Origin of the sequence: Caedibacter taeniospiralis, assembly GCF_002803295.2 — a bacterium.
Lineage (GTDB): Bacteria > Pseudomonadota > Gammaproteobacteria > Francisellales > Francisellaceae > Caedibacter > Caedibacter taeniospiralis.
The window spans coordinates 1-25,937 of record NZ_PGGB02000009.1; the positions used below are offsets into that span (position 1 = coordinate 1).

At 41.4% G+C, this 25,937-nt stretch carries 16 protein-coding genes and 1 rRNA gene; 10 read left to right on the top strand and 7 right to left on the bottom strand.

Going from position 1 to position 25,937, the window contains the following annotated elements:
• Nucleotides 1-456 (bottom strand): 16S ribosomal RNA (locus CU053_RS04570); the annotation flags it as partial.
• Between the two features lie 553 nt (nt 457-1,009).
• Between CU053_RS04570 and hemA the strand changes: the two genes are divergently transcribed.
• From hemA to prmC, 3 genes are read left to right on the top strand one after another with little or no spacing between them, the layout of a single operon-like run.
• Complete coding sequence (hemA, locus tag CU053_RS04575; protein ID WP_100551019.1) at nt 1,010-2,257, top strand: glutamyl-tRNA reductase; 1,248 nt, start codon at nt 1,010-1,012, stop codon at nt 2,255-2,257.
• Between the two features lie 5 nt (nt 2,258-2,262).
• The gene (prfA, locus tag CU053_RS04580; RefSeq protein WP_100551020.1) at nt 2,263-3,354 is read left to right on the top strand and encodes a peptide chain release factor 1; all 1,092 of its coding nucleotides are present in this window, start codon (nt 2,263-2,265) and stop codon (nt 3,352-3,354) included.
• Complete coding sequence (prmC, locus tag CU053_RS04585) at nt 3,347-4,192, top strand: peptide chain release factor N(5)-glutamine methyltransferase (RefSeq protein ID WP_100551021.1); 846 nt, start codon at nt 3,347-3,349, stop codon at nt 4,190-4,192. The genes prfA and prmC overlap by 8 nt, the downstream gene beginning before the upstream one ends.
• Here the strand turns inward: prmC and CU053_RS04590 are convergent.
• Nucleotides 4,183-5,034 (bottom strand): DNA/RNA non-specific endonuclease, encoded by an 852-nt coding sequence (locus CU053_RS04590; RefSeq protein ID WP_233263338.1) that lies wholly within the window; start codon nt 5,032-5,034, stop codon nt 4,183-4,185. The genes prmC and CU053_RS04590 overlap by 10 nt on opposite strands.
• A gap of 157 nt (nt 5,035-5,191) precedes the next feature.
• Here CU053_RS04590 and CU053_RS04595 point away from each other — a divergent pair, with 157 nt between their 5' ends.
• From CU053_RS04595 to CU053_RS04615, 5 genes are read left to right on the top strand one after another with little or no spacing between them, the layout of a single operon-like run.
• Nucleotides 5,192-5,974, top strand: a complete 783-nt coding sequence (locus CU053_RS04595) for a lysophospholipid acyltransferase family protein (RefSeq protein ID WP_100551090.1) — start codon at nt 5,192-5,194, stop codon at nt 5,972-5,974.
• Nucleotides 5,974-6,252: a phosphopantetheine-binding protein gene (locus CU053_RS04600; RefSeq protein ID WP_100551023.1), complete on the top strand. Its 279-nt coding sequence runs from the start codon at nt 5,974-5,976 to the stop codon at nt 6,250-6,252. The genes CU053_RS04595 and CU053_RS04600 overlap by 1 nt, the downstream gene beginning before the upstream one ends.
• Nucleotides 6,249-6,500 (top strand): acyl carrier protein, encoded by a 252-nt coding sequence (locus CU053_RS04605; RefSeq protein WP_100551024.1) that lies wholly within the window; start codon nt 6,249-6,251, stop codon nt 6,498-6,500. Before CU053_RS04600 ends, CU053_RS04605 begins: the two co-directional genes overlap by 4 nt.
• A complete protein-coding gene (locus tag CU053_RS04610) occupies nt 6,500-7,084 on the top strand; it encodes a COG4648 family protein (protein ID WP_158107005.1) in 585 nt (194 codons plus the stop codon). Before CU053_RS04605 ends, CU053_RS04610 begins: the two co-directional genes overlap by 1 nt.
• Nucleotides 7,077-8,447 (top strand): AMP-binding protein, encoded by a 1,371-nt coding sequence (locus CU053_RS04615; protein WP_158107006.1) that lies wholly within the window; start codon nt 7,077-7,079, stop codon nt 8,445-8,447. Before CU053_RS04610 ends, CU053_RS04615 begins: the two co-directional genes overlap by 8 nt.
• 92 nt (nt 8,448-8,539) lie before the next feature.
• Here the strand turns inward: CU053_RS04615 and CU053_RS04620 are convergent, their stop codons facing one another.
• Both CU053_RS04620 and CU053_RS04625 read right to left on the bottom strand, forming a co-directional pair.
• Nucleotides 8,540-11,830 carry a translocation/assembly module TamB domain-containing protein gene (locus CU053_RS04620; RefSeq protein WP_100551027.1) on the bottom strand — a complete coding sequence of 1,097 codons (3,291 nt, stop codon included), beginning with the start codon at nt 11,828-11,830 and terminating at the stop codon, nt 8,540-8,542.
• Nucleotides 11,827-13,611, bottom strand: a complete 1,785-nt coding sequence (locus CU053_RS04625) for an autotransporter assembly complex protein TamA (protein WP_100551028.1) — start codon at nt 13,609-13,611, stop codon at nt 11,827-11,829. Before CU053_RS04625 ends, CU053_RS04620 begins: the two co-directional genes overlap by 4 nt.
• Nucleotides 13,612-13,695: 84 nt before the next feature.
• Between CU053_RS04625 and tadA the strand changes: the two genes are divergently transcribed.
• Nucleotides 13,696-14,166, top strand: coding sequence for a tRNA adenosine(34) deaminase TadA (tadA, locus tag CU053_RS04630; RefSeq protein ID WP_100551029.1), 471 nt, complete (start codon nt 13,696-13,698; stop codon nt 14,164-14,166).
• Nucleotides 14,167-14,225: 59 nt separating this feature from the next.
• On the opposite strand, the gene CU053_RS04635 is transcribed toward tadA, so the two are convergent.
• Nucleotides 14,226-15,668: a hypothetical protein gene (locus tag CU053_RS04635; protein ID WP_158107007.1), complete on the bottom strand. Its 1,443-nt coding sequence runs from the start codon at nt 15,666-15,668 to the stop codon at nt 14,226-14,228.
• A 53-nt stretch (nt 15,669-15,721) separates the two neighbouring features.
• Between CU053_RS04635 and CU053_RS04640 the strand changes: the two genes are divergently transcribed.
• Entirely contained in the window at nt 15,722-21,592 is a 5,871-nt protein-coding gene (locus CU053_RS04640; RefSeq protein WP_100551031.1) for a DEAD/DEAH box helicase, read from the top strand.
• 1,035 nt (nt 21,593-22,627) lie between these two features.
• Here the strand turns inward: CU053_RS04640 and CU053_RS04645 are convergent.
• Both CU053_RS04645 and CU053_RS04650 read right to left on the bottom strand, forming a co-directional pair.
• The gene (locus tag CU053_RS04645; RefSeq protein WP_100551032.1) at nt 22,628-24,151 is read right to left on the bottom strand and encodes a coiled-coil domain-containing protein; all 1,524 of its coding nucleotides are present in this window, start codon (nt 24,149-24,151) and stop codon (nt 22,628-22,630) included.
• Nucleotides 24,152-24,522: 371 nt separating this feature from the next.
• On the bottom strand, nt 24,523-25,920 hold the full coding sequence (locus CU053_RS04650) for a hypothetical protein (protein ID WP_100551033.1): 1,398 nt from the start codon (nt 25,918-25,920) through the stop codon (nt 24,523-24,525).
• Nucleotides 25,921-25,937 lie beyond the last annotated feature (17 nt).

The following is a 25,937-nucleotide window of genomic DNA, read 5'->3' on the forward strand; positions in this document are numbered from 1 at the left end:
TTCCCCACTGCTGCCTCCCGTAGGAGTCTGGGCCGTGTCTCAGTCCCAGTGTGGCTGATCTTCCTCTCAGAACAGCTATGGATCATCGCCTTGGTGAGCCTTTACCTCACCAACCAGCTAATCCAACGCAGGCTCATCATACAGCGACCGCTTGCGCGACCTTTCACCCTCAGGCTTCATGCGGTATTAGCAGACGTTTCCATCTGTTGTTCCCCTCTGTACGGCAGATTCCTACGCGTTACTCACCCGTCCGCCGCTATCTAGAAACTAGAGACTAGAAACTAGAAAGTGGAAGTCGAACCTTACCAAGCAAGGTGATTCTTTAGAATAAATCATCGCGCAGCGATTCAACCCCTAGTTTCTAGTTTCTAGTATCTAGTTCCTAGACCGCTCGACTTGCATGTGTTAAGCATACCACCAGCGTTCAATCTGAGCCAGGATCAAACTCTTCAGTTTAAATCCTTAGATCATAACCACTTATATCAATTTTGAATGTTTAATTATGAATGTTAAATTTAAAATAACTCAACACACAATTAAACATTTAAAATTCAAAACTAACACAGTGACTACAATCCGCAATATTCTTCGCTCAAAGTATTCAAGTATCTACATCTTATATCTCTTTAAACATCTTCAAAAACCCACTACCTGGGCACCTGCACCGAACATTCTCAGCGACAACGAGGTGCCATTATACACACCATTCTAAACCCCGCAACTCCTTTCTTTAGCTTTTTTTGATTTTCTTTGGTTTAGCTCATTTTTTAAACTAAATCATCTTGCACAACCAGGCAAGGACACCTACGCGCTGACTGCTTTCACTTGTCTTGTGAACGTAGACCTTTTGATTTTTTATGCTACAATGGCGACCAATTTCACGTGGCAACTTCCATTAACATAGCGCATACGCATAGATTAACTTGCATTTGCCAACACATGGTTTTACGCAGCTTTATTGCTCTAACAAGGATAAAGCGTAAAATCAAGTAAAATATTAGGTACATAAATGACATTAGTTTCTTTAGCTATAGACTACAAAAAAGCTCCACTGAATATCCGCAGCGCGTTCTCATTGGACAGTGAGCGTTTAACATGTCACTTACAATCTCTTAGACAGCAAGAAGGTGTTGAGCAGTGCCTGATTTTATCAACCTGCAATCGTACCGAAATTTATGCCGTAATTTCTGAGCTCAAGGATTTAGACTCTATTATCTGTTGGTGGCAACAGTCAGCTAAACGTGATGATCTGGACCTTAAAAGCTACCTGATGGTGCGCCAGGATACATATGCTGCGCACCACTTAATGCGCTTAAGCTGCGGACTTGAATCAATGGTTTTAGGTGAGCCCCAGATTTTAGGGCAAATTAAACGTGCTTATGCGGAAGCCCTGACCAGCAACACTCTGGGGGGCATACTTAATCGCCTGCTGCAGAAAGTATTTTCTGTTGCGAAACGTGTACGCTTTCACACTAATATTGGTCAATGCCCTGTTTCAGTGGCTTTTTCAGCCGTAACGTTAGCTAAGCAAAACCTGGATCACTTTGAAGACAAAACCATTTTAATCATTGGGGCAGGCAGCACTGCTCAGCTGGTCGCCAAACATTTGGCAAGTTGTTTGCCAAAGCGCCTGATTATACTTAATCGCACCTATGAAAAAGCACAAAAACTCGCACTTCAGAACAATGCAGAAGCTTTCCCATTAGACCACCTTTCAGCACTGGGTCAACAGGCAGATATTATTGTGAGCGCCGTAAGTGCACGCGAACTCATACTAAAACGTGACATGCTCCCTCATAATCACCGTCATAAAATCTTAATTGATTTGTCTGTTCCCCGCGCTTTAGATCCTCAATTTGAAAAAGTTGATAACATAACGACTTATTGTGTCGATGATATTCAAGGTCTGATTCAGACCAATAAAGTCCTGCGTGAAAAGGCAGCACTACGGGCTGAAAAGTGGATTGAAAAAGGGTTGAATGATTACATTAATCAGGAAAAAGCCATTTTATCTGATAACACGATCAAAGCAATGCGTAATCAAACGAAACACATGATTGACGATGAGTTGAATCGCTGCCTTAAGCGCCTTGAAAATGGTGAGGATCCCAAGATGGTATTAGCGCGTTTTGCGCACAATGTAAAAAATAAATGGCTGCACACGCCGAGCGTATCTTTGAGAAATGCTGCAGTCAGGGGACGTAATGATGTGCTCAACTTTGCTGAAGAAATTTTTGGCTTAAACACCGGATTATAGAATTTATGAAAGAATCAATAAGAGGAAAACTGCAAGGCTTAATGGAGCGTCACGAGGAAATTTCCGTGTTGCTTGGCGATGCGGACATCATTGGCGATCAAAACAGGTTTCGCGATCTATCCAAAGAATATGCTCAATTAGAACCATTAGTCACAACTTTCAGAGCCTATGAACAGGCATACACAGATATTCAAAGCGCCAGTGAAATGCTTAAAGAAAGCGATCCTGAAATGAAAGAAATGGCTAAAGAGGAACTTACTGATGCTGAATTGCGTATTGAAGCTTTAGCTAAAGAATTAGAAATTTTATTATTACCTAAAGATCCTAATGATGGCGCCAACGTATTTTTGGAAATTCGTGCAGGCACGGGTGGGCATGAGGCTGCAATTTTCTCAGGTGATTTGTTTAGAATGTATAGCCGATATGCTGAAAAACAGGGTTGGCGCATTGAAATTGTGAGCCAAAGCGACGGCGAACACGGTGGCTTCAAAGAAATTATCACTAAAGTTTCTGGTGAAAATGTTTACTCACAATTGAAGTTTGAATCAGGGGCGCATCGCGTGCAACGAGTTCCCGACACCGAGTCACAAGGGCGAGTCCATACCTCCGCTTGCACGGTTGCTGTAATGCCTGAGGCAGACGAAGTTGAAGGCATTGAGATTAACCCTGCTGATTTAAAAGTGGACACCTTCCGTGCGTCAGGGGCGGGTGGTCAGCACATCAACAAAACTGACTCAGCCATTCGTATCACCCATATCCCTTCTGGTGTCGTAGTTGAGTGCCAGGATCAACGCTCGCAACACAAAAATCGTGCGCAAGCCATGTCGATGCTTAAATCAAAACTACTACAGGCAGAAATTGATAAACAGCAACAGGAGCAATCCAGTCAACGCAAGAGCCTGGTTGGCAGTGGCGATCGCTCCGAACGCATTCGTACCTACAACTATCCTCAAGGTCGAGTAACCGATCATCGCATCAATCTGACACTTTATAAGTTAGATGAGGTGATGGAGGGTAATTTAGGCGCAGTAATTCAACCACTTATCCAAGAATATCAAGCCGATTTATTGGTGCAAATGTCCGAAGAAAATGCCTGATACCATCCGCCATATTCTCTTGAGTCACACACAAAAACTCCACGTCTTTTCGGATAGCGCACGCCTTGATGTCGAGCGCTTACTGTGTCATGTTTTAGATGTCACACCAAGCCATCTATATACCTGGTCAGAAAAAATATTGACCACAGAAGAACACACCCTTTTTGAAACCCTATTTACTCAACGCATGAATGGCGAACCCATCGCTTATCTTATCGGTAAACAAGGTTTTTGGAAGCTTGAGCTGTGCGTTAATGAACACACATTAATTCCACGCCCTGATACCGAAGTTCTGATTGAAACCATATTAAAGCGATTTAAACAATGCACTAAGCTTGATGTAATTGATTTAGGCACAGGAAGCGGGGCGATTGCATTGAGCCTGGCCCACGAGAAGCCCGACTGGGCAATTACTGCCATTGATTATTGTGATAAAGCACTGGCAGTTGCCGCTCAAAACAAAAACGCTTACAACTTGAGTAATGTTGAGCTTATTTGTGGCAGCTGGTATCAACCCATTGCAAATAGACAATTTGATATTATTGTTTCCAACCCACCCTATATTGATCCATCTGATCCCAAACTGTGCCCAAACGTGCGCCAATACGAACCAACAATGGCACTTATTTCTAAGGACAATGGACTGGCAGATATTACACATATTATTTATCAAGGCAAAGCACATCTAAAACCCAGTGGTTTTATGATACTTGAGCATGGTTTTCAGCAAGCACAAAGCGTTGCTGAAATTTTTAAATCACATGGTTATCAAGCTATTGAGCATTATACCGATTTAGCAGGACAGACACGCGCAACAAGCGCTACCCTTTATGCGTAGCTGGTTCGCCACATTGCAGAGGTGTGGTCAACCAATGAGGCAACTTGCGCCTTAGGCAAGTCAGTGAAAAAGCTCAACCCCGTGCGCTGCTCCACCTCTTTGACCGAAACACGATACTTTGAGACATCTTTTTTGTCGACCCTCGCATTAGGCATAATAAATGCAATCGCTTTGTTTTGTCCTGGTGCGTCAACTACCTGAAAGAAATATTCAGGCACGAAGATTTTGTTTTTGCCAATCGTTTTGTGCGTTTTACTGTTTTTGAAAACAGGACCCGTATAAACATAAAGCTCTTGATACATCCTCGCCCAAAAGCGCACATCAGACTCTAATTGCGCCCAGCCTTGACGGTTAAGCCCTTCTTTTTGTGGTGACATATTGGATAAATAGAACGATTGCCTGGCACTTGTTTTATTAAAATCCATCGCGGCATAAGGTGCCAAATGCCCACGATCATAGCCACTTTTCTTATAGTCAGATAGCTCCGCACGATACTGCTTTGGCACTTCCATATCTGGTTGAAACTCGTCGTGGCGCTTCGTAGTATTGGAAACCGATTTAGCAATGAGGCGATAGGCAACCCAAGTCGGTTGCTTTGTCTCATAGTTATACGCTGAAACATAACCCTCACGACAAAGATAAAGATCAACTTTTCCACCGGGGTTGCCATATTTCAAGAAGTCATTGCAGTAGTTTGCCGCAGGTGCCACGACTGTGCTTGAAGCTTCCTTTGTCTTACTGGAACCTTTCTTTATCTGACTGACGGCTGCAAACGAAAGACTGGAAAAAACAATACCCAGAAGTATCAGTGTATAGTATCGAAGTGCGGTTTTAATCATCATTAATCATTAATCTGTGCTGGGAAGCGTCAGAATAACTAAAAAAACCAACGGGTCAATATTAATTGGGTATAATAATACGATTCTCAGGGTCCCCACTTTGACTCACTGACTAAATTAATCAATAATGGCGCCAATTTACACGCCTTCTCCAGATGACATGCTGTACAACAAAATCAATTACCTCTGGCGCCTTTTAGCAACAGGATTCTGCTTTTTGTTATTTGCCTTTGGAGGATTAATCCTTGGTTATTTTGTAATCCCCATCTCATTAACCGTTGCAAAAATAATGAAAATTAAAAAACCTAAAAAGCATATCGCTCAATTTTGTATCTATTTAACTTTTCGTTTTTTCACAGGCACCATGTCAGCATTGGGATTAGTCAAATATCGCTTTATCGGCTTTGATCAATTAAAAAATGACAAAGGAACTTTAATTATTGCCAACCATCCCACCTTGATTGATTACGTCTCTATCGTTGCTAAACTCCCCTTTTGTGACAACCTTGTTAAGGCTTCTCTGTGGCAAAATAAATTTATCCGCCGCGTTATTTCAACCGCGGGTTATATTCCAAATATTCATCCCGAACAGACTTTTCATGATATTAACTTAACCCTACACGCGGGTGATAACCTGCTAATGTTTCCCGAAGGCACACGTTCAACCCCACACAAACCCATTCAACTGAAAAGAGGAGCTGCACAGATTGCCATTCGCGCTAACGCACCCATTCGTATTATTCATCTAAACTGCGAACCTGCGACACTGGCAAAAAATGATAAATGGTATAGAATACCCCCGACAAAACCTGTCTTTACGCTAACCGTGAGGGAACTTATTGATACGCAAGCGCTTTTAGCTGCATGCAATCAGCTTCCCTCGGTTGCGGCAAGAAGATTGACAAGACTATTGGAACAACACTTACAGGGCTATACCGATTAATGACTAACACGCAACTTGAGCTTGAACTAAAAGAGCTTATCATTGATGTACTTAATTTAGAAGATATAAAAATCACCGATATTGACAGCAACATGCAGCTCTTTGGTGATCAGCTGGGATTAGATTCTATCGACGCCTTGGAGCTTGGGGTTGCCCTTAAGAAGAAATATAACCTGGTATTAAGCGACGATACCAACGATGTCAAAAAGCATTTTGAATCCATTGCAACCTTGGCTCAGTTTATTTCACAGCAGAATGTAAAGGACAATAAACAATGACCTCAAAGCAACAAATTCACGATGAATTAAAAAATATTTTTAGCGAGCTTTTCGAGCTGGACCCACAGAGTATTTCACTAGAAGCACGCCTTTATGAAGACCTGGATTTGGATAGTATCGATGCCGTTGACTTAATCGTTTATCTACAGAGCAAAACCGATAAGCAATTCAAACCAGAAGAGTTTAAATCAGTCAAAACTGTTGGCGATATCGTCAATATTATTGATAAAGAACTTAATAATAAATAATGTCTTTACGAGCCTTAACCACGCTTATTATCGGCGTTTTCATCTTGCTATACCCCTTTGTTATTTTTTTTGGCATGCAGCTTCTGTCGGTTAAATGGCTAAGTTTAATCATTTTATGTTTATTTGGATTAAGAGCTGTTTTAACTAAAAACAATAAGAATTCCATCATTCCTGCGATCGGACTTGCTTTTCTTTCAAGTATTGGTCTTGGCATAAGCATTTTGGGAATGGTACTGCAAAATATATTGTTCATTAAACTTTACCCCGTTGCTATGAACCTTGCTCTTTTTATAATTTTTGCATCTTCCCTCTGCGCCAGAGAGAATATTCTTTACAAATTTGCTCAAAAAGTTTCACGTCAACCACTGCCTGATTTTGTGAGAATATACACCCAGAAAACAACCATTGTATGGTGCCTGTTTTTCACCTTAAATGCTTTTATTTCATGTTACACAGCTCTATTTAGTCCGATACATATCTGGACACTCTATAATGGTCTTATTTCGTACATCGCCATGGGTATTCTTTTTGGGATCGAATTTAGCGTACGTACTTACGTTAAGAGAAAGCATGAGAATGACTGATTTATTCCACTGGCTGACAGATGGCAGGCATGACGAACTAACAGTTTTTCACCATGCCCAAAACAGATATTTACCAACCTCATTAAAGGAAATCAAAGCCAGGATTTTTCTACTTGGCACAAATTTGCAACAGCAAGAAGCACAAAATATTGCCATTTACTGCGATGATATTTTTTATTTCTACCTCATTTTTTACGCTTGTATCCTGAGCCGCAAAAACATTATTCTGTTACCCAATCGTACCGAAGGACTAAGAGACGATTTACGCCAGGACTATGATGCTTTTATTTATTTTGACCCGAAAACAGAAAGCCTCTACTTTAACGATTGCCCTATTTTACTGGATGACCAGCCATCTGTTTATTATTTCGAAAGGGTTGATTTTTTAGCACAGAATCTACTAGAGCTCAATATTGTCTTTTTTAGCTCAGGGTCAACAGGAAAGCCTAAAAAAATTATCAAACAGTTTCACCATCTTATTAAAGAGGTTGACACCCTTGAGAAGTTTTTCTCACCTGGCTTAAGAGATGAGATGGTGGTAAACAGCGTTCAGCATCAACACCTTTATGGGTTTGTTTTTGCTTTTTTATGGCCTTCTTTAACCCTTAGAAAAATATACACTTCACGCATTAGTTTCAGCGAAGAGATTGAATCACTGTCAAAGAAAACACCCTCTTTTATTTTTATTTCCAGCCCCACCTTACTTTCGCGCTTGGGCTTTAAACATGATTTATCGCAGTTGAAGTGTTTCAGCGCTGGCAGTGCACTTGAAGAGGCTATCGCAAAATGGCTTATGCACAACCTTAAATTGCACGTTACCGAAATTTTTGGGAGTAGTGAAACGGGAATTATTGCCTGGCGTAATCAGCTGACACACACTTACTGGCAATGTTTTGAGCAAGTCCATATTATCCAAAATAAAAAGGGGCTCTTACATTTGAGCTCTCAGCTTTTCCCCGAAAAATCAATTAAAACTGGTGATTTAATCCAGCTGGTTGGTCACGATCAGTTTGTTTTATTAGGAAGATCTGATCGTATTGTCAAAATTGAAGGCAAACGACTTTCCTTAACTGAAATGGAAAAGAAACTTAAAGCGCACCCATGGATACATGATTGTTATGTGCTGAAATTGCATCATTTCCGTGATTATATCGGTGTTTTTCTCGTGCTCTCAGACATAGGAATACAGACTCAATTACAGCTTAGCCCCTTTCATTTTAATCAAAAACTAAAACAATTTTTAAGTCATTGGTTTGAAAAAACAGTTTTACCTAAGGCTTTCCGTTATGGCGAAAAAATCCCATTAAACGCGCAGAGTAAAATCGATAAACTAACGATCAGTTTACTTTTTTCCAGCCCTTGAGATCAGGTTGATTGAGCATTGGTGGATGCGCCCTCGGCTTATTCACCCTACTACCGTCAGAACAAATAGGGACGCGTTAAACTTGAGATCCCTTAGTCTCCAGAATGCGTTTGATATAAAATGTCGCCACCGCGATCAAAACTGGTGACCTCACCTTTTAACTTCCACTTTGGTGTCAATGAAAACGTGGCAATGCCTTGCTGCTCCCCCGTAAACACCCCCACGCCGTAGCTTAAATAGAGCCTGGGTGTGACTTGTTTGCCAATAAATACAGCCGTGTTATTTTGCTCTGCCGTAGTGCTGTTAGTCGTATTCGTTGGATTGTTATTTAAGCTGCCTAATGAAAACTCTGCCAGGGATAGTCTGTCTTTTAGTTCATTGATCATACTACTCCCGCCCTCATTGATAGCGATGAGCAAAGCTGCCTGAGATAAGGCATCCGATGAAGCCTGGCTGCTATTAGCATTGGTAAACACTTGTCCAAATAAAATATAAGATAAAATATCGGTTTGTGACATGTTAGGGCTTGAGAAAAGCTGAAGCTTTGGATTATTGGCAGTGCCCGTGATTTCGATTCCTATACTATCTGGAGCGTTAGACTGGGTGAGTTTAACCGAAGTGGGAATGCTGTAGTAAGTGGTAATTGATAATTGTGGGTTGCCAACAGCTGAGTTATTAAATAGAATTTTGGACTTTGGATCAACGGTAAAATGTTTTCCATAAGCGCTAAACACCCCATCAATGGGCTGGAGGGTACCAACACCAAGCATAGGTTGATTGGGTTGGCTGATAATATTAATATTGCCTTGAATTTTAGTATCGATCCCAAGACCTGAGATATGCGCATTTTGCCCCATGTCAATGTGAAGGTTCATGCTAAAAGGTGTAGTTTTCTGCGCATCAACGGTTTGATTGCTGTTGTTGACATAGATGACATCATTTTGAATCGTATTTTGTAAGCTGCTGTTTTTCATCCCCGCAAGATTCACAATGAGTTTATCCATAAAAATATTGCCGCTTAAACTGCTATTGCCCTGCTCTTGGCTAAAAGTTAGCGTTGGACTCACTGTGACCTCCATATCAGGCGTATTGAGTACAAGCAGCTGTTTGCCTGTAATATCAATTTGCGTAAGTGGCGTATCACCATGAAGATCAGAAAAACCTGTGAGATTAAGCGCAGATTTTTGAATTTCAGCATTTAAGTTAATTTTGGCATTTAATGGGTTGGTAATATGAATATCACCGTTGATATTTTCCAGGCTGATATTAAAGGGCAGCAATTCTACTTCAGCATTATGTAAACTAATATCTCCGTTTGCACATGGATCAAACCATTTCCCACTAATGGCTAAGTGACCATTTAAAACGCCTTGTTTGACTAGAGTAGGAAATTGTGGAAAGAAATTACTCACCCAATCCAATCGCGTAGAAGTGACGTCAATGGTGCCATTCAGAGGAGCTTGTGATAAATCATTGAAAGCAAACTGGTCGCTTTTAAGGGTAAGTTCAAGCTTATTTTGTGGAAAGGCAACCTCACCTGTCGCTAGAAGCTTTTGATTATTTAATTGTAATCTCGTCTTAAGCTCTGTTGTGTAGGCAAGCTCATGGAGTGGTGCGATTTGCTGCAGCTGCTTAAACCACGAAGTGTTGCTGGCAAAGAAAAAACCATGCCCTAAGATATTGATTTCAGCTTTAGGATTAGCATTGAACGCTTGATGATAAAAAGCGTCGAAACTAAGAACAAAGCTATCGCCACCATAGGGAAGATGGGCAACAAATGTGGCAGGCGTAATTTGCCCTGAAGTTTCCAGATTGATGAGGGAGGGGCTGATATCAGCATTAATACAGAAATGATTACTATCTGAGGCCCTTAAACACAGCTGATTCAGTTTGTTTTGGTCTGGGGATAATAAAACATCAACATCGTGTGTCAGTTGCCAGTGCTGATTGAAAGCTTTGTTGGTGATCATAAGTTGCTGAAGCTTGGCACTAAAGGTAGATAACGAAATTTTTTGTAGTGCGGCTTTAAGCGCGATAGAAGCTTTTGTTGAGTCTGCATTAAGCATTAAGTGTTGGGTATTTGCATTAAGTGATAATTGTGAAATGTCCAATTTACGATACAAAAAGTTACTCACATCCAGGGTTAGTTGTAGTTGTTTTGCAGTTTGATCATTTATTTCAACTTTTCCATTGGAGTAGAGCTTGCCCCTTGCGTTCAACGGATAATGACTTAAGTTCAGCACAAAAGCCTCCCATTTGGCCCTTATTACGTCATTTTTTTTGCTCATGCTTAGCAAAATGTGATCATCATTATTGGGATTGAACAATCGAAACCGCTTTAATACCAGCGCTTGATCCTGAGTCTGGAGACTAAACTCGCAACGTAGTGCAATCTTGTCACTAAAGACATCGCAGAAATTTGTTTTCACTACCATGTTCTGATCGGTATTTTTGACAAAACCTCCCGCGTTAAAGTGAATGGGGATCAGGGGATTAAGGGACTTAAAAGTGACAGACCAGTCCAGTTGATTGCTAAACACCAGTCTGTTGTCGATGGCTGCGACTTTCTCTAATTCCAGCTTACTCAAAATCGCCCCCTGATCAAAGGTAGAAACTAAATGATAAGGATAAGACTCGTGATCATAACGAACCATTCCACTACTTCCTATGCTAAATACCTTGGCAAAATCCCCACTAATTTGTGTTTGTACGCTGTCCAGATGAATCCCGTTTTGTTGCATCTTAAGTGTAAGTTTTAACTGCGTTGTAAAAGGCGCGTTAAGAATGATATAGCCGCTACTTAATTGAAGCTTTGCTAAATAATCAGGAACTCGCGTGTTGATTGTGCTAAGCGTGAGTTTATCGTTGACCAGACTTACGCCCTTAGCACTGAAATCTTGCGTAGTGATAATGGCTTTCTGATTCATAAAATAGTGTACGCTTGTGACATAAAGGTTATTCGCATACAAATCCACGGGCATGCTAAAAGGAGGCTCAGCATCATCGGATGTTGGGGTGTGGAGGTCATCATCCTCTTCTGTATTGACGTCAACATAAACCTTTGACAGCGACAGCTTTTGCACGTCCAATATCTGTTTACTGATGAGTGACCATAACGACCACGACAGCTGAATATCATTAAGACGGATATCCACCGTATCCTCTTTGATGGTTAATTCACTTAGATACAAATCGTTGATTTGCCCTGAAATGTCCCCTTTTAATGAGATGCCTACGGGTTGTAAAAAATGATTGGCAATGACCTTAGCTACCTTGAGTCCTGGGGTCGTAAACAACAACGCAGCGAGTGCTACAGCCACCAAAAGCAATAACAAAAGCAGCGCAATAAAGAGCCGCTTTAAAAGGCGATATAGTTTTTTCACAGGCTGATTCCTATGTTAAGATCAAAGCGCCAATGCTGATCGTTTTGATTGAGTGTGCGTGTGAAAAATACCATAAAAGGACCTAAAGGCGTTTTGTAACTAAAACTAATACCTCCAGCACGCAAAATCTCAACGTCACTGAAATTGGGCTTGTTCGCGGCATTTCCCATATTGTAATACAACATGCTGCTAAAATTGCCGTAGATACGCTGTTCAATACCAAGAAGTCCCGTTGCAAGATATCGCCCCCCTGTAACGTTACCATCGACTTGAGGTCCCTGACTTAAAAAAGGATAACCTAAAAGATTACTCACTCCTCCTGCATAAAAGCGAAAATTGGGGGCAACATTTTGAATATCATCCACGGTAATAAACCCCCAGTTTGCCGAAAATAACAAGCGATTCCACTCAGGGTTAATCGGCAAGGAATAGTAAAGGCTCATATTATTGCGAATAAAGTCCTGATCGGATAATGGAGAACGTAGTGAAGCCTGAAGCAGTTCATTCCATAGTAATCCTTGACGCCAAAAGCCATTTTGTTTACTGCCATCATAGACAAGAGTGAGGGCTGGAACCAGATAGTTTCCATTGATACTCTTGGAATTGGCAGCTGTATCATAATTGGTAAGATATTGCTGCAGACTTAGGGTTGTTTGCCAGCTGCCATATTTATGAGTGCGCGCGATCCCAAAGTTGGTTTGCCTTTCATTATAGGTATCTGTTTCAATATAACTTTGCTCCGCTAAGAGACTCCAGTTATCGTGCAGTGGATCGTTTCCTGGAAACACATAGCTGGTACTGAAAGTACTATTGGCAGGCGAGGCTGATACATTAAATGAAAACTGTTGTCCTGTATCAGTAACATGACGAAAGAGCGTTCCAAAGCTTACCCTGGGTCCTGTGAAAGTCCCATAGCCCACACCAAACGTATAAGTTCTGGCATAATCTGCAGTCAGGTTTAGATTCACAGGAACTGTTTTATTGGTTTCATCTCGTTTAGAAATTTGAGGAACAAATTGAGCTGCACTAAAGTAGCCACTATCTTGTAAACGCTTGTTGGCTTTGCTGATTTTTTGCTGCGACATAGAATCCCCCGTACGCACTTTAATAATCTCCTGGATAAAGTGTGTTGCATAATCGTAGCGTTGCTGCTTGATGTTGATTGCCCCAATGGTATAGCGCTCCCCTGTATCAATACTTAAAACCACCTCAGCAGTGTATTTAAGCATGTTGATGCGAATCTCATGCGTGATCAGTTTACTGTCAAGATACCCTTGGTCAAAAAAGCTGTTGGTCAGTGAATTTTTGGCGTGTTCATAGGCAGATTGTACAAGAATATCTCCCTGTTTAAGCGGGAAGTTTTGCAGAATAATCTGCGCGGTCTTACTGTCCTTGCCCTCTCCATCGATATTAACAGTAAGTGCGTCGATACGTAGCGGCTCGTTCAATGTGATATTAAAGCTAGCAATCCAACGGTTATCTTTAGCGCTAAATGCTGTAGTAATGGTTGGTTTATAATACCCGTACGGCTCAAGCAAGGTCTTGATTTCATCGTCACTTTTTTTGAGTAGCAGCTGCATCTGATTAGGGTGAGAAACTGCGAAATCCTTGAAACGATATAGACTGATGTTTTCTAACAAACTTGTTTTAATTTTGTTGTTACTAACCCCATTAATGATAATCTCTAAAGTTGGTGTATTGTTGGAAGGAACCTCATCAGCAGTGCTTAAGACGATAAGGGCAATTGCAAAAAATAAACAAAGGAGCGTCTTCCTTAACATCTTAAAACTACTATATCTCGTTGGCTGGTTAGTAAATTGTGGTATAGTATAAGCGAACTTAGGCTAGAGATAAACACAGTAAAAATGTCGGTCAATGAGCATCAAAAGTGGATGATGGAGGCGTTACTTCAAGCCGAAGAGGCGCTGAAACTGGATGAAGTACCCGTTGGGGCGGTGATTGTGAAGGATAATCACATTATTGGCAGAGGTTTTAATCAGCTCATCACGCAATCTGATCCAAGTGCACATGCCGAAATGGTTGCGCTAAAGGATGCTGCCAGGCGTGAGCATAACTATCGCCTTCCCAAATGCGATATTTATGTCACTCTTGAACCCTGCATGATGTGTTTAGGTGCCATGGTTCACGCGCGCATCAGAAAGCTATATTTTGCAACGACTGAGCCCAAAGCAGGCGTGATTTGTTCGCAAGGCTGTTTGCATGAAATGCCATTTCTCAATCATCACATGGAAGTGGAGGCTGGAATCTTAAAAGAGGAAGCCCGTGATCTATTAAGTGCTTTTTTCAAAAATAAAAGGGCAGAGAAGAAAGCTTAGATAAAATATTTGCCCACTAATGTGCGACTTCGTGTCGCATGCGGAAATTCTGTCTAAACCTAAGATTTCATGCCTTTGATAACAGAATAAATTGACCAATTTTCCGTCCAGTTAAAGTCTTCGTGATCATGGATATTGCTTCTGCGTAACACTTTGGAACGCGGATTATCAGTAATAAACAAAGGACTACAGGTAGTATTACCAATCGTATGTGAATTATCCAGAAGCATGTCTTCAGTTGTTGGGATAACTTTAAGGGCTTGATATTGCATGATTGGATATGCGTGCTTATATAAAAGCGCATCAATCACCTCATCAATAGAGCGTTGTGAAGTCTCTACTATGATTGAAAGTTGTTTTTTGGCTTTATCCGACAACAATTGATCATCACCATAAGCAAGCCAGCTATCCTGTTGCGCATTGCTCGTTTCAACCCCTAATTCAGAGTCTTCGTCATGCATGCATTTTGCCAGTAATCCAGCAACGGTTGCAGAATAAGGGCTTATTGAGTTCATCAGCTCCACGCGAGGAGTTCTGATATGTCCCCCAGAATGAATATCAGTGAGAAAGTGCTGTGCATAGCCATCCAGTGCCAGACATCTGGCAAACCGATGCTGTCCGCTTTCGTGAGATAATTCATCAATAGGGATTTGTTGGGCACACTCCAACGCTATAGAATGCCCAATAATATAGCTTCGAATAGCATGAATCCCAAAATGATCAATATTATTTTCTGCGAGCTTCAAATACCTTCCGTTAAAATCATCCGAAGGAGACGGAATCCCAAATACGCATACCGTGGCTCCTGTGGCAAACTCATAGTCACATGTCGGATCATATTTTTCCCCTGTTATGCTTGCTTGTTCAACCTTACTAAAGATCGCAACGATTTTGTTGACTTCAAGCAGAGCTTCAGCTGATTCATACAATGAGTTAAATGCCGTGATAAATCGACCTTTTTCTGCGTCAGTCACAGGTTGGTACAAATTGTTCAATTTCAGATCTCTATCTGCAATTGACTGAATTGGCGTATACGTCTTCCAGAATGCCCCCTTATAAGGTAAGCCATAAAAATCTCCTGCCAGTGCAATAATCTGTCCCATAGTTAAATTCAGTTGATTTGGGAAGGGTAAAGGGCAAAAGCCTGCGGGAATGCGGCTATTAATATCAAGCGCTGTATTTGGATCAATACTTAATGGGCAGAATATATTAATTTGGTCACCAATATGTTTGTGTTCATGGCTATCAAAGCCAACAGCCACAGTACTGATTCCAGTGATCATTGCGCAGCTTAGTAAAATCTTTAAGCGTTTCATCGTTTTCCTCTTTAGTTGTTGTTGGGTGTAGATATTTTTTGTAATGTAACCGTGATTTTTACGCCAAACAACGCCCCACTCAAAATATGGACAGTTTGATGAGTTCGCTGAGAATTTTTGAATTTTTTTACTAAATAGGTCTAAGAAATCATCAAACTGTCCAATGTGCGCCACTACAGCTGCCATTCCCATGCGGGAAACCTGATAATGCTCGAGTGAATAACAATCAGGATATAATTATGAATTACGAGAACTACACTAAACAAAACCTTGAACCTATCAAATCCCTTAAACCAGAGGCGCTGAAACTACTTAATTCTTCAACAGTTGTCGTCCCGCTAAATACAGATATCAAACATTCTTTGCAGCATCAACATCAACATCAACATCAACATCAGCATCAACATCAACATCAACGTTTCTTATTTAAGTATCCTAAGTTTGATAACACTAAAGACGGTACAATTTTTGCCTTAGCTTCACCCATTGGTAATGGTGACTGCCAGGCCATATCTTCTCGCTTATATGGGAAACTCGCTCAGACTCCTGAATACACGAAAGCCCAAATTGCGTTGATATTAAATAACCTCGATTTTGATCATTTACCAGAGGGAATGATTTTTAAGCGCGCCACTGATGGATTGGGTAAAACACATTTGGTGTTAGATTTAGATGGCAATAAACTTGACAATAACTTAGCTTTTTTTGATTTTCCTGGTGAAAACGAAGATTCTTTTGCAATTACTCTACCCAACGAAGGCAATGATGAAAAAATAACCTGTGTTAATGCCTTTCTAACACTTGCCAGAGGCTCAAATTCACAGGCAGTTCCCAATCAAAAATGGTTTGATCAATTTGCTGCACTTTATAAAAATGGCGAAATTTCAGTGTCAATGATCAATGACATCAAACTTCTGCAAAGAAAGGATGGGGATGTGGATCAGGAACGTCAGCAGCTATACTCGCCGCTGCAAATACTCACTGCATATCGCCACAGTCACAACAAACAGGGTGCCAGCATGCCTGATTTACTGGCATTGCGAGCTAATATAAGTTATGAGGTCTGGTCAGATGATCAGTATAACCGTGCCTTTAAACATGCAAATCATAATCAAGGTGGAGATGAAAAAGCGGGAGAGCTTAAGTCTTTGCTGATGGAGTTAGGGGATGAAGATGAAAAAGCGGATGAACACGCGAGGACGCTTGAATCTTTGCTACCAACGCCACGCGTACTGAGCAAACTCTTGGCGTCAGTGGATACAACTTTGATACCATCCTCCTTCGATGGCTTACAACTAGCTCTATTGAATGGATCAATCGCTCCCAATGCAATGCACGTATATGCTTTAGCGCAACGAATAGAGGTAAAATTAGCCATTTATGCGCAGGATTTGGTAGGTATTACCAGTGATCAATTTAATCCTTTAGAGCAAGGAGTACTGGTTAACACCCTGGAATTACTGGAGCGTAAGATTGATGAGAAACTGAGTTTGAAAAATGCCTTTGACGATAAGGATTCAGCACTTGCCAATACGGCATTGATGTATGTAGATCGCTTTCAAGATCAATTTATTGACGAGCTGAGTCTCAACGTCCTCTATAGCTCTACCATGAAAAACATGGCAAAAAAAGCATTGTATCCGTATGAATTAACAGATGCTGAACCACAGGACAATCAAATACAAGTTAAATGGAACAATGACACGCAACGTCTTCTTTGCAGTATTAAAGACAAAGGAGAAATAGCGCTATCACAAGATGATTTCCCTTCACATATTAAGCTTGATGAGTGCACGAATCTCGATAAGCTTAAGAAAATCCACGTTTATATTCTATTGACCTTAGCCAGAAGAAAAGAGATTGCTTTGAGCACCCCACTGCAGGATATTGAATCGCTACTCAATCAGGTTGAACACAATAATATTGAGCAATTTGCTGAAAAATTTGAGCTTATTGCTGCAGATAATTGTGATCGCTCGCGCCAGATGCTCCCTTGGGATAAATTGGATTGGAATAAGATTGCTAAGGCAGAAGATATTCAAAAAGAGATAAAGACAGAACTTGTTGACAAATTTTTGACCGAAGAGGAAAAGCAGGCAGGTGCTTTTTCGGTGCTGGGGATACAAAAATCTGGAAAAACTGCTTTTATCAATGCCATGGTTGATAAGCTAAGCGCCACAGCGACAAAGCTAAATATTACACTTAACTGCAAAGAAAATTTAATGGCAGCCTACGCCTCCTTTTACCAGGAAACAAGCGTTAAAACCTTACAAAAAATAATGGGAATTGAAGGTTTGAAAAAACCTGATGGCTTGGCACTTGAAAGCTATGAAAAATTGATGTTATTGCTTGCAGTAAGCTTCCATAAAAATAAAAACCTACCCGATGAAATTCAACATAAATTAGAGGAAAAAGACTCCTGTAATGAGCTGATTGCATTAATGCAAGTAGCTGCAGATGCTTTGGTCGACAATCCAAAAGATGCACTTCTATATTCTCAGGATCACATGGAGCTTTTAGGTAAAATCAAAGACGATGTCAATGCGAAAACTGCCGCTTTTAAATTGATTGCACAATTACGAAAAAGTGGGGTTACAAAAGAGGAAATTAACGCACAACCAGCATTTACGGATATTAAAACACTGGCATTATTAACCCAGCTCAAACTTGAAAAATTTAGACAACTTAACGAGGAGCAGTTTACAAAACTTAATGAGAAGGCGCTACAGGCACTGACAAAGACATTGACAAAGTATTTTCACCTGTTGGATTTATCAGTCTTTATTGGTAAAGAAGATAAACTACAGCTTCTTTTAGAGGGGATAAGTGCTAGCGAAACTGTTTACAATAACAACGCCTCTAAGATCCCTGAAGAGATTATTTCAATGCTGCAAAGCTTAATACAATATGATCATGGAAACTCTCATGATTTGGGGAGTTTTACGCTTTTAATCACATTGGGCAATATAGACATGCTAACTGAATTGGCGCAAACAATTGAGCAAAATAAAGTTTCTTTGACCTTATTTAATCAAATTGCAAAAGGCTATTTAGAGAAGCCAGATAACTTTGTTAAAAACCTGACAAATCGCTTAACGATTGACCCTTCAGGGCAAGTGCTGGACACTCATGGAAACATTATCCATGAAGCAACGTTGAATTACTTCAAAACGGATATTGCTAAAGTGACAGAAGGGGTCGTTGATTTATCCCGTAAAGATTTCATCCAGATCAAGCAACAAGATGAATTAAATAAGAAAATTGGAGAAATTAAAGAGTTGACTCAAGACTTTTTTGCGATGTCTCTTAAGGATATTCAAGGGCTCTTGACGCAACATGGTCTTGAAGACACTCTGCGCTTGGCACTCCTCAATATTCTTGTGTTTCGCCATAGCTCAACCACTGAAACCCCTGGGCACTTTTTAAGAGACACGCAACTTGCGGCACTTACTTATAATCTTATCCTGCAACACGATCATACGGGCACTATCCAAAACGCAATTAATACGGGGGAAGGCAAATCACTTATCAGTGCAGTGATGGCTGCATTTTTGACCTCCAAACATCCTGATCGTGCGGTTGATGTTATTCAAACTACCGAGCCCCTGGCACGTGCCCATTATGACGAGTTTAAAGATTTTTACGAGAATACAGGCGTACAATTTAACCTGATTACCAAAGATCCAACTCACGCACACATGAGTAGTGTTAAGCAAGTGGGAATCAACTTCGGTACGCCATTGAATGTGATTGCAGCAGATGCTAATTATCAAGTCGCAAAACAAGGTGTTAAAACTCACGTAATCGTGGATGAGTACGACATTTTTATTAATGACAGCAGTTATTATTTAGGAACGGATGATAAGCCCATGTCCTACAGCGATGCCGAGCTTAAGATGGTGGAACTGCTGATTCAGTATTTAGATAAAAACGGTCAGAGCCTTATTAGAGATAATGCACTTCAACTTAATCCAGAGAGTATCCTCGACTATATGCGTCAGAATACTTCTAAGAAAGCAGTACCTGATGAATTGATGCGCTATCTGCAAAAGGATAAGACAGACGAATTTAACGAACTGTGTCAGGCAATTATTAAGACGCGATCTTTACTGCCAAGTGAAGCGCACAAAGCGACTTATATGGTAGATAAGGAAACGCTTGAAGATATCGACGGTAAAACCTATGCCAAGTTGATCCCGATGCAAAATGGTGTGCCACAAGTCGGTATGAGCTTTACTAAATATACGGATTTGGCGTTGCGTTTAAGATTAAATCAGGAGTTGAGCCTTAACAAAGCACGGGATAAAGACGGAAATCCGTTGCAAATACGCGTCACCCGTCCCAGTGAACCCACAAGCATCAACACTTTTGCGTCATACGCTAATAGCAAACAGATATGCGGGCTTACTGGCTCTCCGATTGTCAATGAAAAACATATGAACATTCAATTTCCAGCATTTAAGCCCTCTTTACGCCAGGATGAAATTTATTTTACTGGATATCACCAAGGGGATCTTGAACAACAAAAAACTCAGCACAATGACCTGATCATTAAACATGCAAACGAGCTTGCTAAAAATAAAAATCTTATTATCCATGTCAGAAGTGAAGAAGAGGGTAAAGCAATTCAAAATCTTTTGGCAAATAAGGGATATGAACTTCAAGGATACTATGGCAGTCGTCAAGACAGTGAAGATGACAGGGCGCGTGAAAATCAAGCAGCCATCGATTTTGTTAATCCTGAAAAAAATGGCGACAGAAAACAGCAACGGATTCTTATTACCTCGGTTCTCAATCGCGGCTCAGATTTTAAAGCAGGCGCCGTTAATGAGCTCAAAACCTATTTTTGCCCTAATGCTGAAGACATGGAGGGCGCACTAGAGCGGCTAAAACAAGAGCTGGGTCGAGTCGCAAGATCTGGCAGCGAAGGCAGAACCGTTTCAGTCATCCGCTTTGATGAGCTTCGTGGCTTGCTATACCGCCCTGTATTTACAAACACTGTGATGGATTTAGCCTATTTACAGGAAATTGCAAAGATCAACAATCCAGATTTTTTATTACACACGCTACAGCATTTGGCTCAGTATGTTGATAAAGAGCGGATTCACAAGCGCGAACTTCACGCTTTAAAATCGGATATTCTGGCAAAAGCTAATGCAGCACTCAATCAAAACGAAGCTCTTTCATCTGATCAGCGCAGTCAGTTTACCCAAGTCTTGCAAAAAACCTTAGAGGGCTTATCTCTAGACAATAAAGCTCAAGTTGTTGATGCAATTAATGAGTATTCTAAAGAGTATCAAATTTCTAAGATTAGCCTGGATGCAGATGATCTCGTTGAAGAGGAAATTGTTGGCAATCCTTTTGAAAATAAGCTATTCGCCAAGCTGAAAAATGAGGTGGTATCTAAGTTTTCTGAGATTGAAGCCTTTACCAATGCACAAGATCTCAAAACGCTAATCTCTGTAGCCGAAGACTATAAAGTTACAACAACGGGCTTTTTGGGCAAAATTACAACGACATTCCCAGCACGTGAGCTCTTTTATAGCAAACTTCACGAGCTTAGTAGTGATAAAGCCATAACTGCCGATTTGGATGCAACGTTTGTCGCCATTAAAAAAGCGCTTATTGATGAGGTTTACACAAGGAATCCTCAGCACTGGAAACTTGCTGATCTTGCCTGTGCCACAGATTTGCAATCCTTAATTAAAATCGCAGCAAAGCTGGCTACAAATGCGTGGACTGCTAAACCAACGACTTTACTACAATTAGAAACAATTCTAAAAAATGAGCAGTATGCCCCTTATTTAAAACTAAAATCAATTCCTGCTGATTTTAAAACTGCACATTTATTGGAATATGCAGATAAGGGTTTTGTCTCCCCTGTATTAGTTGATAGTACCGTCCTGACACAGATCTATAATGGTGTCTACGGTTACCTTGGCTATCAAAATCTTTCTGATCAATATGACAAGCATTATAGGAACGAGTATATTGTTTTAGGTAATAAGAGTCAGGAAGGATTAAATAGGGATAAACAGGGTGCCTCGGGCCTCATGATAGATTTTGTATATCCATACACAAAATCGAATCGGCTATCCTCGGCGGTATAAATTTTGCCCGGGCCGCCCGCCTCAACGGTGCTTGTCCTCACAAATTCGCTACGCTCATTCCGAACAGACAACACGTTTCCGATTCTACTCTACGCCTTGGGTAAAAGCTTTTTCACAGACTTCGCTCTGGCGCCTTCGGCACGCGGTATAAATTTTGCCCGGGCCGCCCGCCTCAACGGTGCTTGTCCTCACAAATTCGCTACGCTCATTCCGAACAGACAACACGTTTCCGATTCTACTCTACGCCTTGGGTAAAAGCTTTTTCACAGACTTCGCTCTGGCGCCTTCGGCACGTCGCTTGCTGATCAACAGCGCAAGGCTACCCGGGTCTACTCGCCCTCGCGTTCCGCTATCCATGGCTCGCAGCGGAGGTAGAACAGCACCATCCCATGTTCCAAGAAATCAACTATGCTATAGAGCTTCTATATGATCAGTTGAGCAAATCTGCAGAGGTTGATATCAGTAAAATTGCACAGGCATTGGTTAATTCACGCCATATTAATTCAATCGTACGGGCTATAAAACATTATGAAAATCATAAATTTAACGCGCTTTTGCCCAACAACCCTGACAATGCAGCGTTTAACGCCATCAACCAAAGCCTGCTGCCACTTTATACTTATTTAAAAGATCACAATATCAAGCTTGAGAGCTTTATTGGTGACTTGAATAAAATGAGAATAGCCAAAGTTGAGTTGAACGAAAAACTGGAGAATTTACTTGAGCTTATAACAAACAATACAGACAAGACAAAAGCCCCACTGAATAGTTATCTTTACACCTATTACCAGGAAGGGACTGTTCAGGTTGGTGATAAACAGATCAAGGTATGTTTGCCAAGATGTGTTCTGGATGCGTATGATCCTGCTTCTGCTAGTAAGAATACGGGATCATATAATCTGCAAACAGTGGTCAACAATCTTAAAGAAGCCTTAGAAGAAGCTAGTGATAGTGTTCTCCAAACGCCCATCGCAAAAATTAACGACACGAGAAAGAGTCTGGATAAATGTTATGAGGTAGTCTTAAAAAAACCATTTAAAGAACAACTCGAGCATGATGGTAAAGTGCTATTTGAAAAGGCTCCGAACAACGAGTTAAACAAAGACTCGAAAAACATGGAGTGGCTGTTTTGTGATAATAACGGAAAAGAGAAGAATGTGAGTCTAGACAACGCATAACAGGCAGATCACGTACCCTAAACTGCCAAGACAGTTTTCTGAAAATTCCTCTCACACCTGATTTTAGTGCCATTAGCCTTATGAATACTCGAGACCCTTCAGATAGGGGTATAAATCCCCACTTAGGCTTTTCTCTATCAAGCGGGAACTTGCCCGCTACGCTGGCGAGCATCGTGAAAAGCACCTCGCCTGAGGTTGATTTTATATAAGGATGCGGATGGGTATAGCTATTAGCCTCAAGACTCTGTGCCGCTCCGCATAGCCCCCACTGATCAGTAATTCCCTTAAAATAACTTTCTTCAATCTTGCCACTGATTAATTTTGCATAAGAAGCATGAGTAACCCAGTTATGATAATTAATATAGTGATAGAACGCCCAATAACCAGAACCACCTATATCAGCATTGTTCCAGGTCATTCTTACGACATAAAGAGGAGCGGGGGCAAAGTGGCGCTGTCCTAATCTGCCCATAGCCGTCAAAATTTCCCGCTCTTCACTATCTCTATCCTCCCACGCTACATTACTATGAATAGTTTTATATGTGCTAAACGCTATCGAAATACCATTAGTGTTAATCGTAAAGCCATCTAAAAGGTCATTCGACACAGCACCCAGCTGATTTGGGCTTAGGCGAAAAAATGGCATTTGATAAAGATGTTCATTAAGCGACTCCTCAAACGCCCGTTTATTTTTGGCTTGCTCTTCTTCCAGCTTTATTTTCGAAAGTGCTAAATCCTCCTTATGCTGTTCCAGCTGATTATACAAAGTAGCCACCTTTTCACTAACCCCGTCAGTTTGATAGAGATACTTATTCAGAAATTCGTCAAACGCTAACACATGTTTGACCTGTTCTTCTTCAAGTTTTCTTTTCGAAAGCGCTAAATCCTCCTTATGCCCTTCTAGCTGATTATACAAAGTAGCTACCTTTTGATTAACCTCGTTAGTTTGATAACGATAGTCACCCAGAAACTCATTAAATGCTAACGTATGCTTGGCTTGTTCCTCTTCTAGCTTTATTTTGGAAAGGGCTAAATCCTCCTTATGCTGTTCCAGCTGACTACGCAAGCTGTCTATTGTTTCCTTTGTGTCGTCGTAATAAACGGAGCTGACTGTTACATCACCACTGACTTCGAGATCATTTTCCTTATTTTCTCCCACGATCTCATATTCATCACCAATCTCAGACCCTGGGTGGGCGAAAGCATAATTCGCTGTTGTTGGTATACTTAAAGCACACAAGCCTAAACAGACGCTAAGCCTGACATACATGCTCTTAACTTGACTCTTTTCGATAGATACTCCCTGTTGATCAAACCCATCCCGCAAATACCCTGCGCGATTACTCTTCTTGACTACTTCGGCGTCCTCGCACAATAACACCTCGACGACAGAGCTTCACATTGCCTGCACATCGACACGTAAAACCATCCAAAGACACCATGCGACTTAGAGTACCAATGTAGGACTTAGGACTCTCAGCCACGACACCCGATGGTAGCACGCGGAATAAGAGCGAAGTAAGTAAATTAAAGTCATAACGAGAAACAGAAGGCGTGATATGGTAAAGTTTCGTTTCGTGTAGTACTTGGGCTCTGGCTATCTTTCCGCCCATTACTAAGTGTGGGTTGTCAGTGTGACGGACACCGATTACTCACACCGACACGCTTGGGCGAGTTATTTGCCCACTGATGTGCAACTTCGTGTCGCACGTGGAAATTTCGTCTAAGCCCTTTAATGTAATCCTTTTAGCTTCAGATATAGCAGGCTTTTGCAACCTGATTTTGGTACTCCACAAGTGCTTGCCCAAGTTCTTGATCAGCTGCTACACCCGATGCTAATAGGGTATTTGTTAGGGCAACAATATCTGTTCCACCAGCTAACCTAAGGCGCAAAGCATCAGCGGAAACACCAGTTAATAAGCTATGCACGGTGATCACTTTGGTGGCACCTGCATTCTCGACATCAATCAATCGCGCCCCACTTAGGCCGTTTAAAATCGAAATAACTGTACTGTTGTTAGGCGTTGTAGCTGTGGTAATTAACTCCCTTAAGCGGTCAATATTTTCAGGACCCGACCAGGTTCCGTGCGAGCCCGGTCCTGCCAAGTTGGGCGAGTCGTGCGCATTAGCTGACGTATTGTGCGTAATTGCTGGCTGCCCTGTTTCCAGTATGGTTAAGTGACCGTCTAGTACTCTTGAATTCCCTGCCACCCCACTTGTAACACCATCCGCGATTAATGGATGGTATTTGACTATGACATTATCCTGGTTGCCTGTACCTATCGGCACTAAAAGTCGACCTAACTTCTGCTGTGCAACAAAGTAGACAAGCGTATTACCACAACGCGTTTCCATGGCAAGTGGTGTATTGGTCACTTGACTATCGTAAGTGTGAATCAAAGGTACGTTAAACGGATATACAAATTGTGCACCCGTCGTAGCGTCTAGCCAAGCAGCGGCATCTTCCTCACTAATATTTGCCGTATGATAAGCAGCTTCCAAAAGCACGCCTATGTTAGCACCAGCTGCTGCTGCAACAGCAGCAGTGAGTGGATTATTGACAACCGACACGGGGATGGTTTGACGGACAACCTCTCCTGTTACGGTATTGGTCGCATCAATGGTTATCATCAGCTGCTCGGCGCGATAGCCGTTTGCACTATCTAGTACGTGTCCTCTGCGAGTTAGCACATTAACAGTTAATTGGCAGTCAGCACCATAGTGCAGTGTTCTTCCAGCACAGGTATTTGTAACAACGTCTATACCAACTGGAACAGTGAAACTAAGGCTATACGGATCACCACTGCCTACCGTCATCACTCCGCTTTGGCGAACATCAAGGGTGTAGGTATTTTGATTAATAGCCGACGCCAGTAATGCTTTTTGGTTATTCACATCGCTTGCAACATGAACTGTTGTTGGGGTAACCCCGCCAGCAGTGTCACCGCCACCTCCGCCACCGCATCCACTGAGACCTCCTGCTACAGCTAAAGTAGCTAGCAAATACCTCGCAGCATGTTTGCGGAAGCGTGTGACATAGTCGTAAGTTTCGGCATTACTGACCAGGCTTATGCACTTTTTTTTATCAACACCTTTAGCGCACTGCGCTAGAGATGAAGCGATTTTTAATTGATTTTTTTCTGCTTTCACATTAATTCGTCATTTGT

Excerpts from the sequence above, each read along its gene's own strand:
- CU053_RS04590 (WP_233263338.1), bottom strand. The coding sequence starts at position 5,034 with ATGATGATTAAAACCGCACTTCGATACTATACACTGATACTTCTGGGT.
- tadA (WP_100551029.1), top strand. The coding sequence starts at position 13,696 with ATGTCGGTCAATGAGCATCAAAAGTGGATGATGGAGGCGTTACTTCAA.
- CU053_RS04605 (WP_100551024.1), top strand. The coding sequence starts at position 6,249 with ATGACCTCAAAGCAACAAATTCACGATGAATTAAAAAATATTTTTAGC.
- CU053_RS04640 (WP_100551031.1), top strand. The coding sequence starts at position 15,722 with ATGAATTACGAGAACTACACTAAACAAAACCTTGAACCTATCAAATCC.
- CU053_RS04615 (WP_158107006.1), top strand. The coding sequence starts at position 7,077 with ATGACTGATTTATTCCACTGGCTGACAGATGGCAGGCATGACGAACTA.
- CU053_RS04635 (WP_158107007.1), bottom strand. The coding sequence starts at position 15,668 with ATGGCAGCTGTAGTGGCGCACATTGGACAGTTTGATGATTTCTTAGAC.
- CU053_RS04595 (WP_100551090.1), top strand. The coding sequence starts at position 5,192 with ATGCTGTACAACAAAATCAATTACCTCTGGCGCCTTTTAGCAACAGGA.
- prmC (WP_100551021.1), top strand. The coding sequence starts at position 3,347 with ATGCCTGATACCATCCGCCATATTCTCTTGAGTCACACACAAAAACTC.
- CU053_RS04600 (WP_100551023.1), top strand. The coding sequence starts at position 5,974 with ATGACTAACACGCAACTTGAGCTTGAACTAAAAGAGCTTATCATTGAT.
- CU053_RS04610 (WP_158107005.1), top strand. The coding sequence starts at position 6,500 with ATGTCTTTACGAGCCTTAACCACGCTTATTATCGGCGTTTTCATCTTG.
- prfA (WP_100551020.1), top strand. The coding sequence starts at position 2,263 with ATGAAAGAATCAATAAGAGGAAAACTGCAAGGCTTAATGGAGCGTCAC.
- hemA (WP_100551019.1), top strand. The coding sequence starts at position 1,010 with ATGACATTAGTTTCTTTAGCTATAGACTACAAAAAAGCTCCACTGAAT.
- CU053_RS04625 (WP_100551028.1), bottom strand. The coding sequence starts at position 13,611 with ATGTTAAGGAAGACGCTCCTTTGTTTATTTTTTGCAATTGCCCTTATC.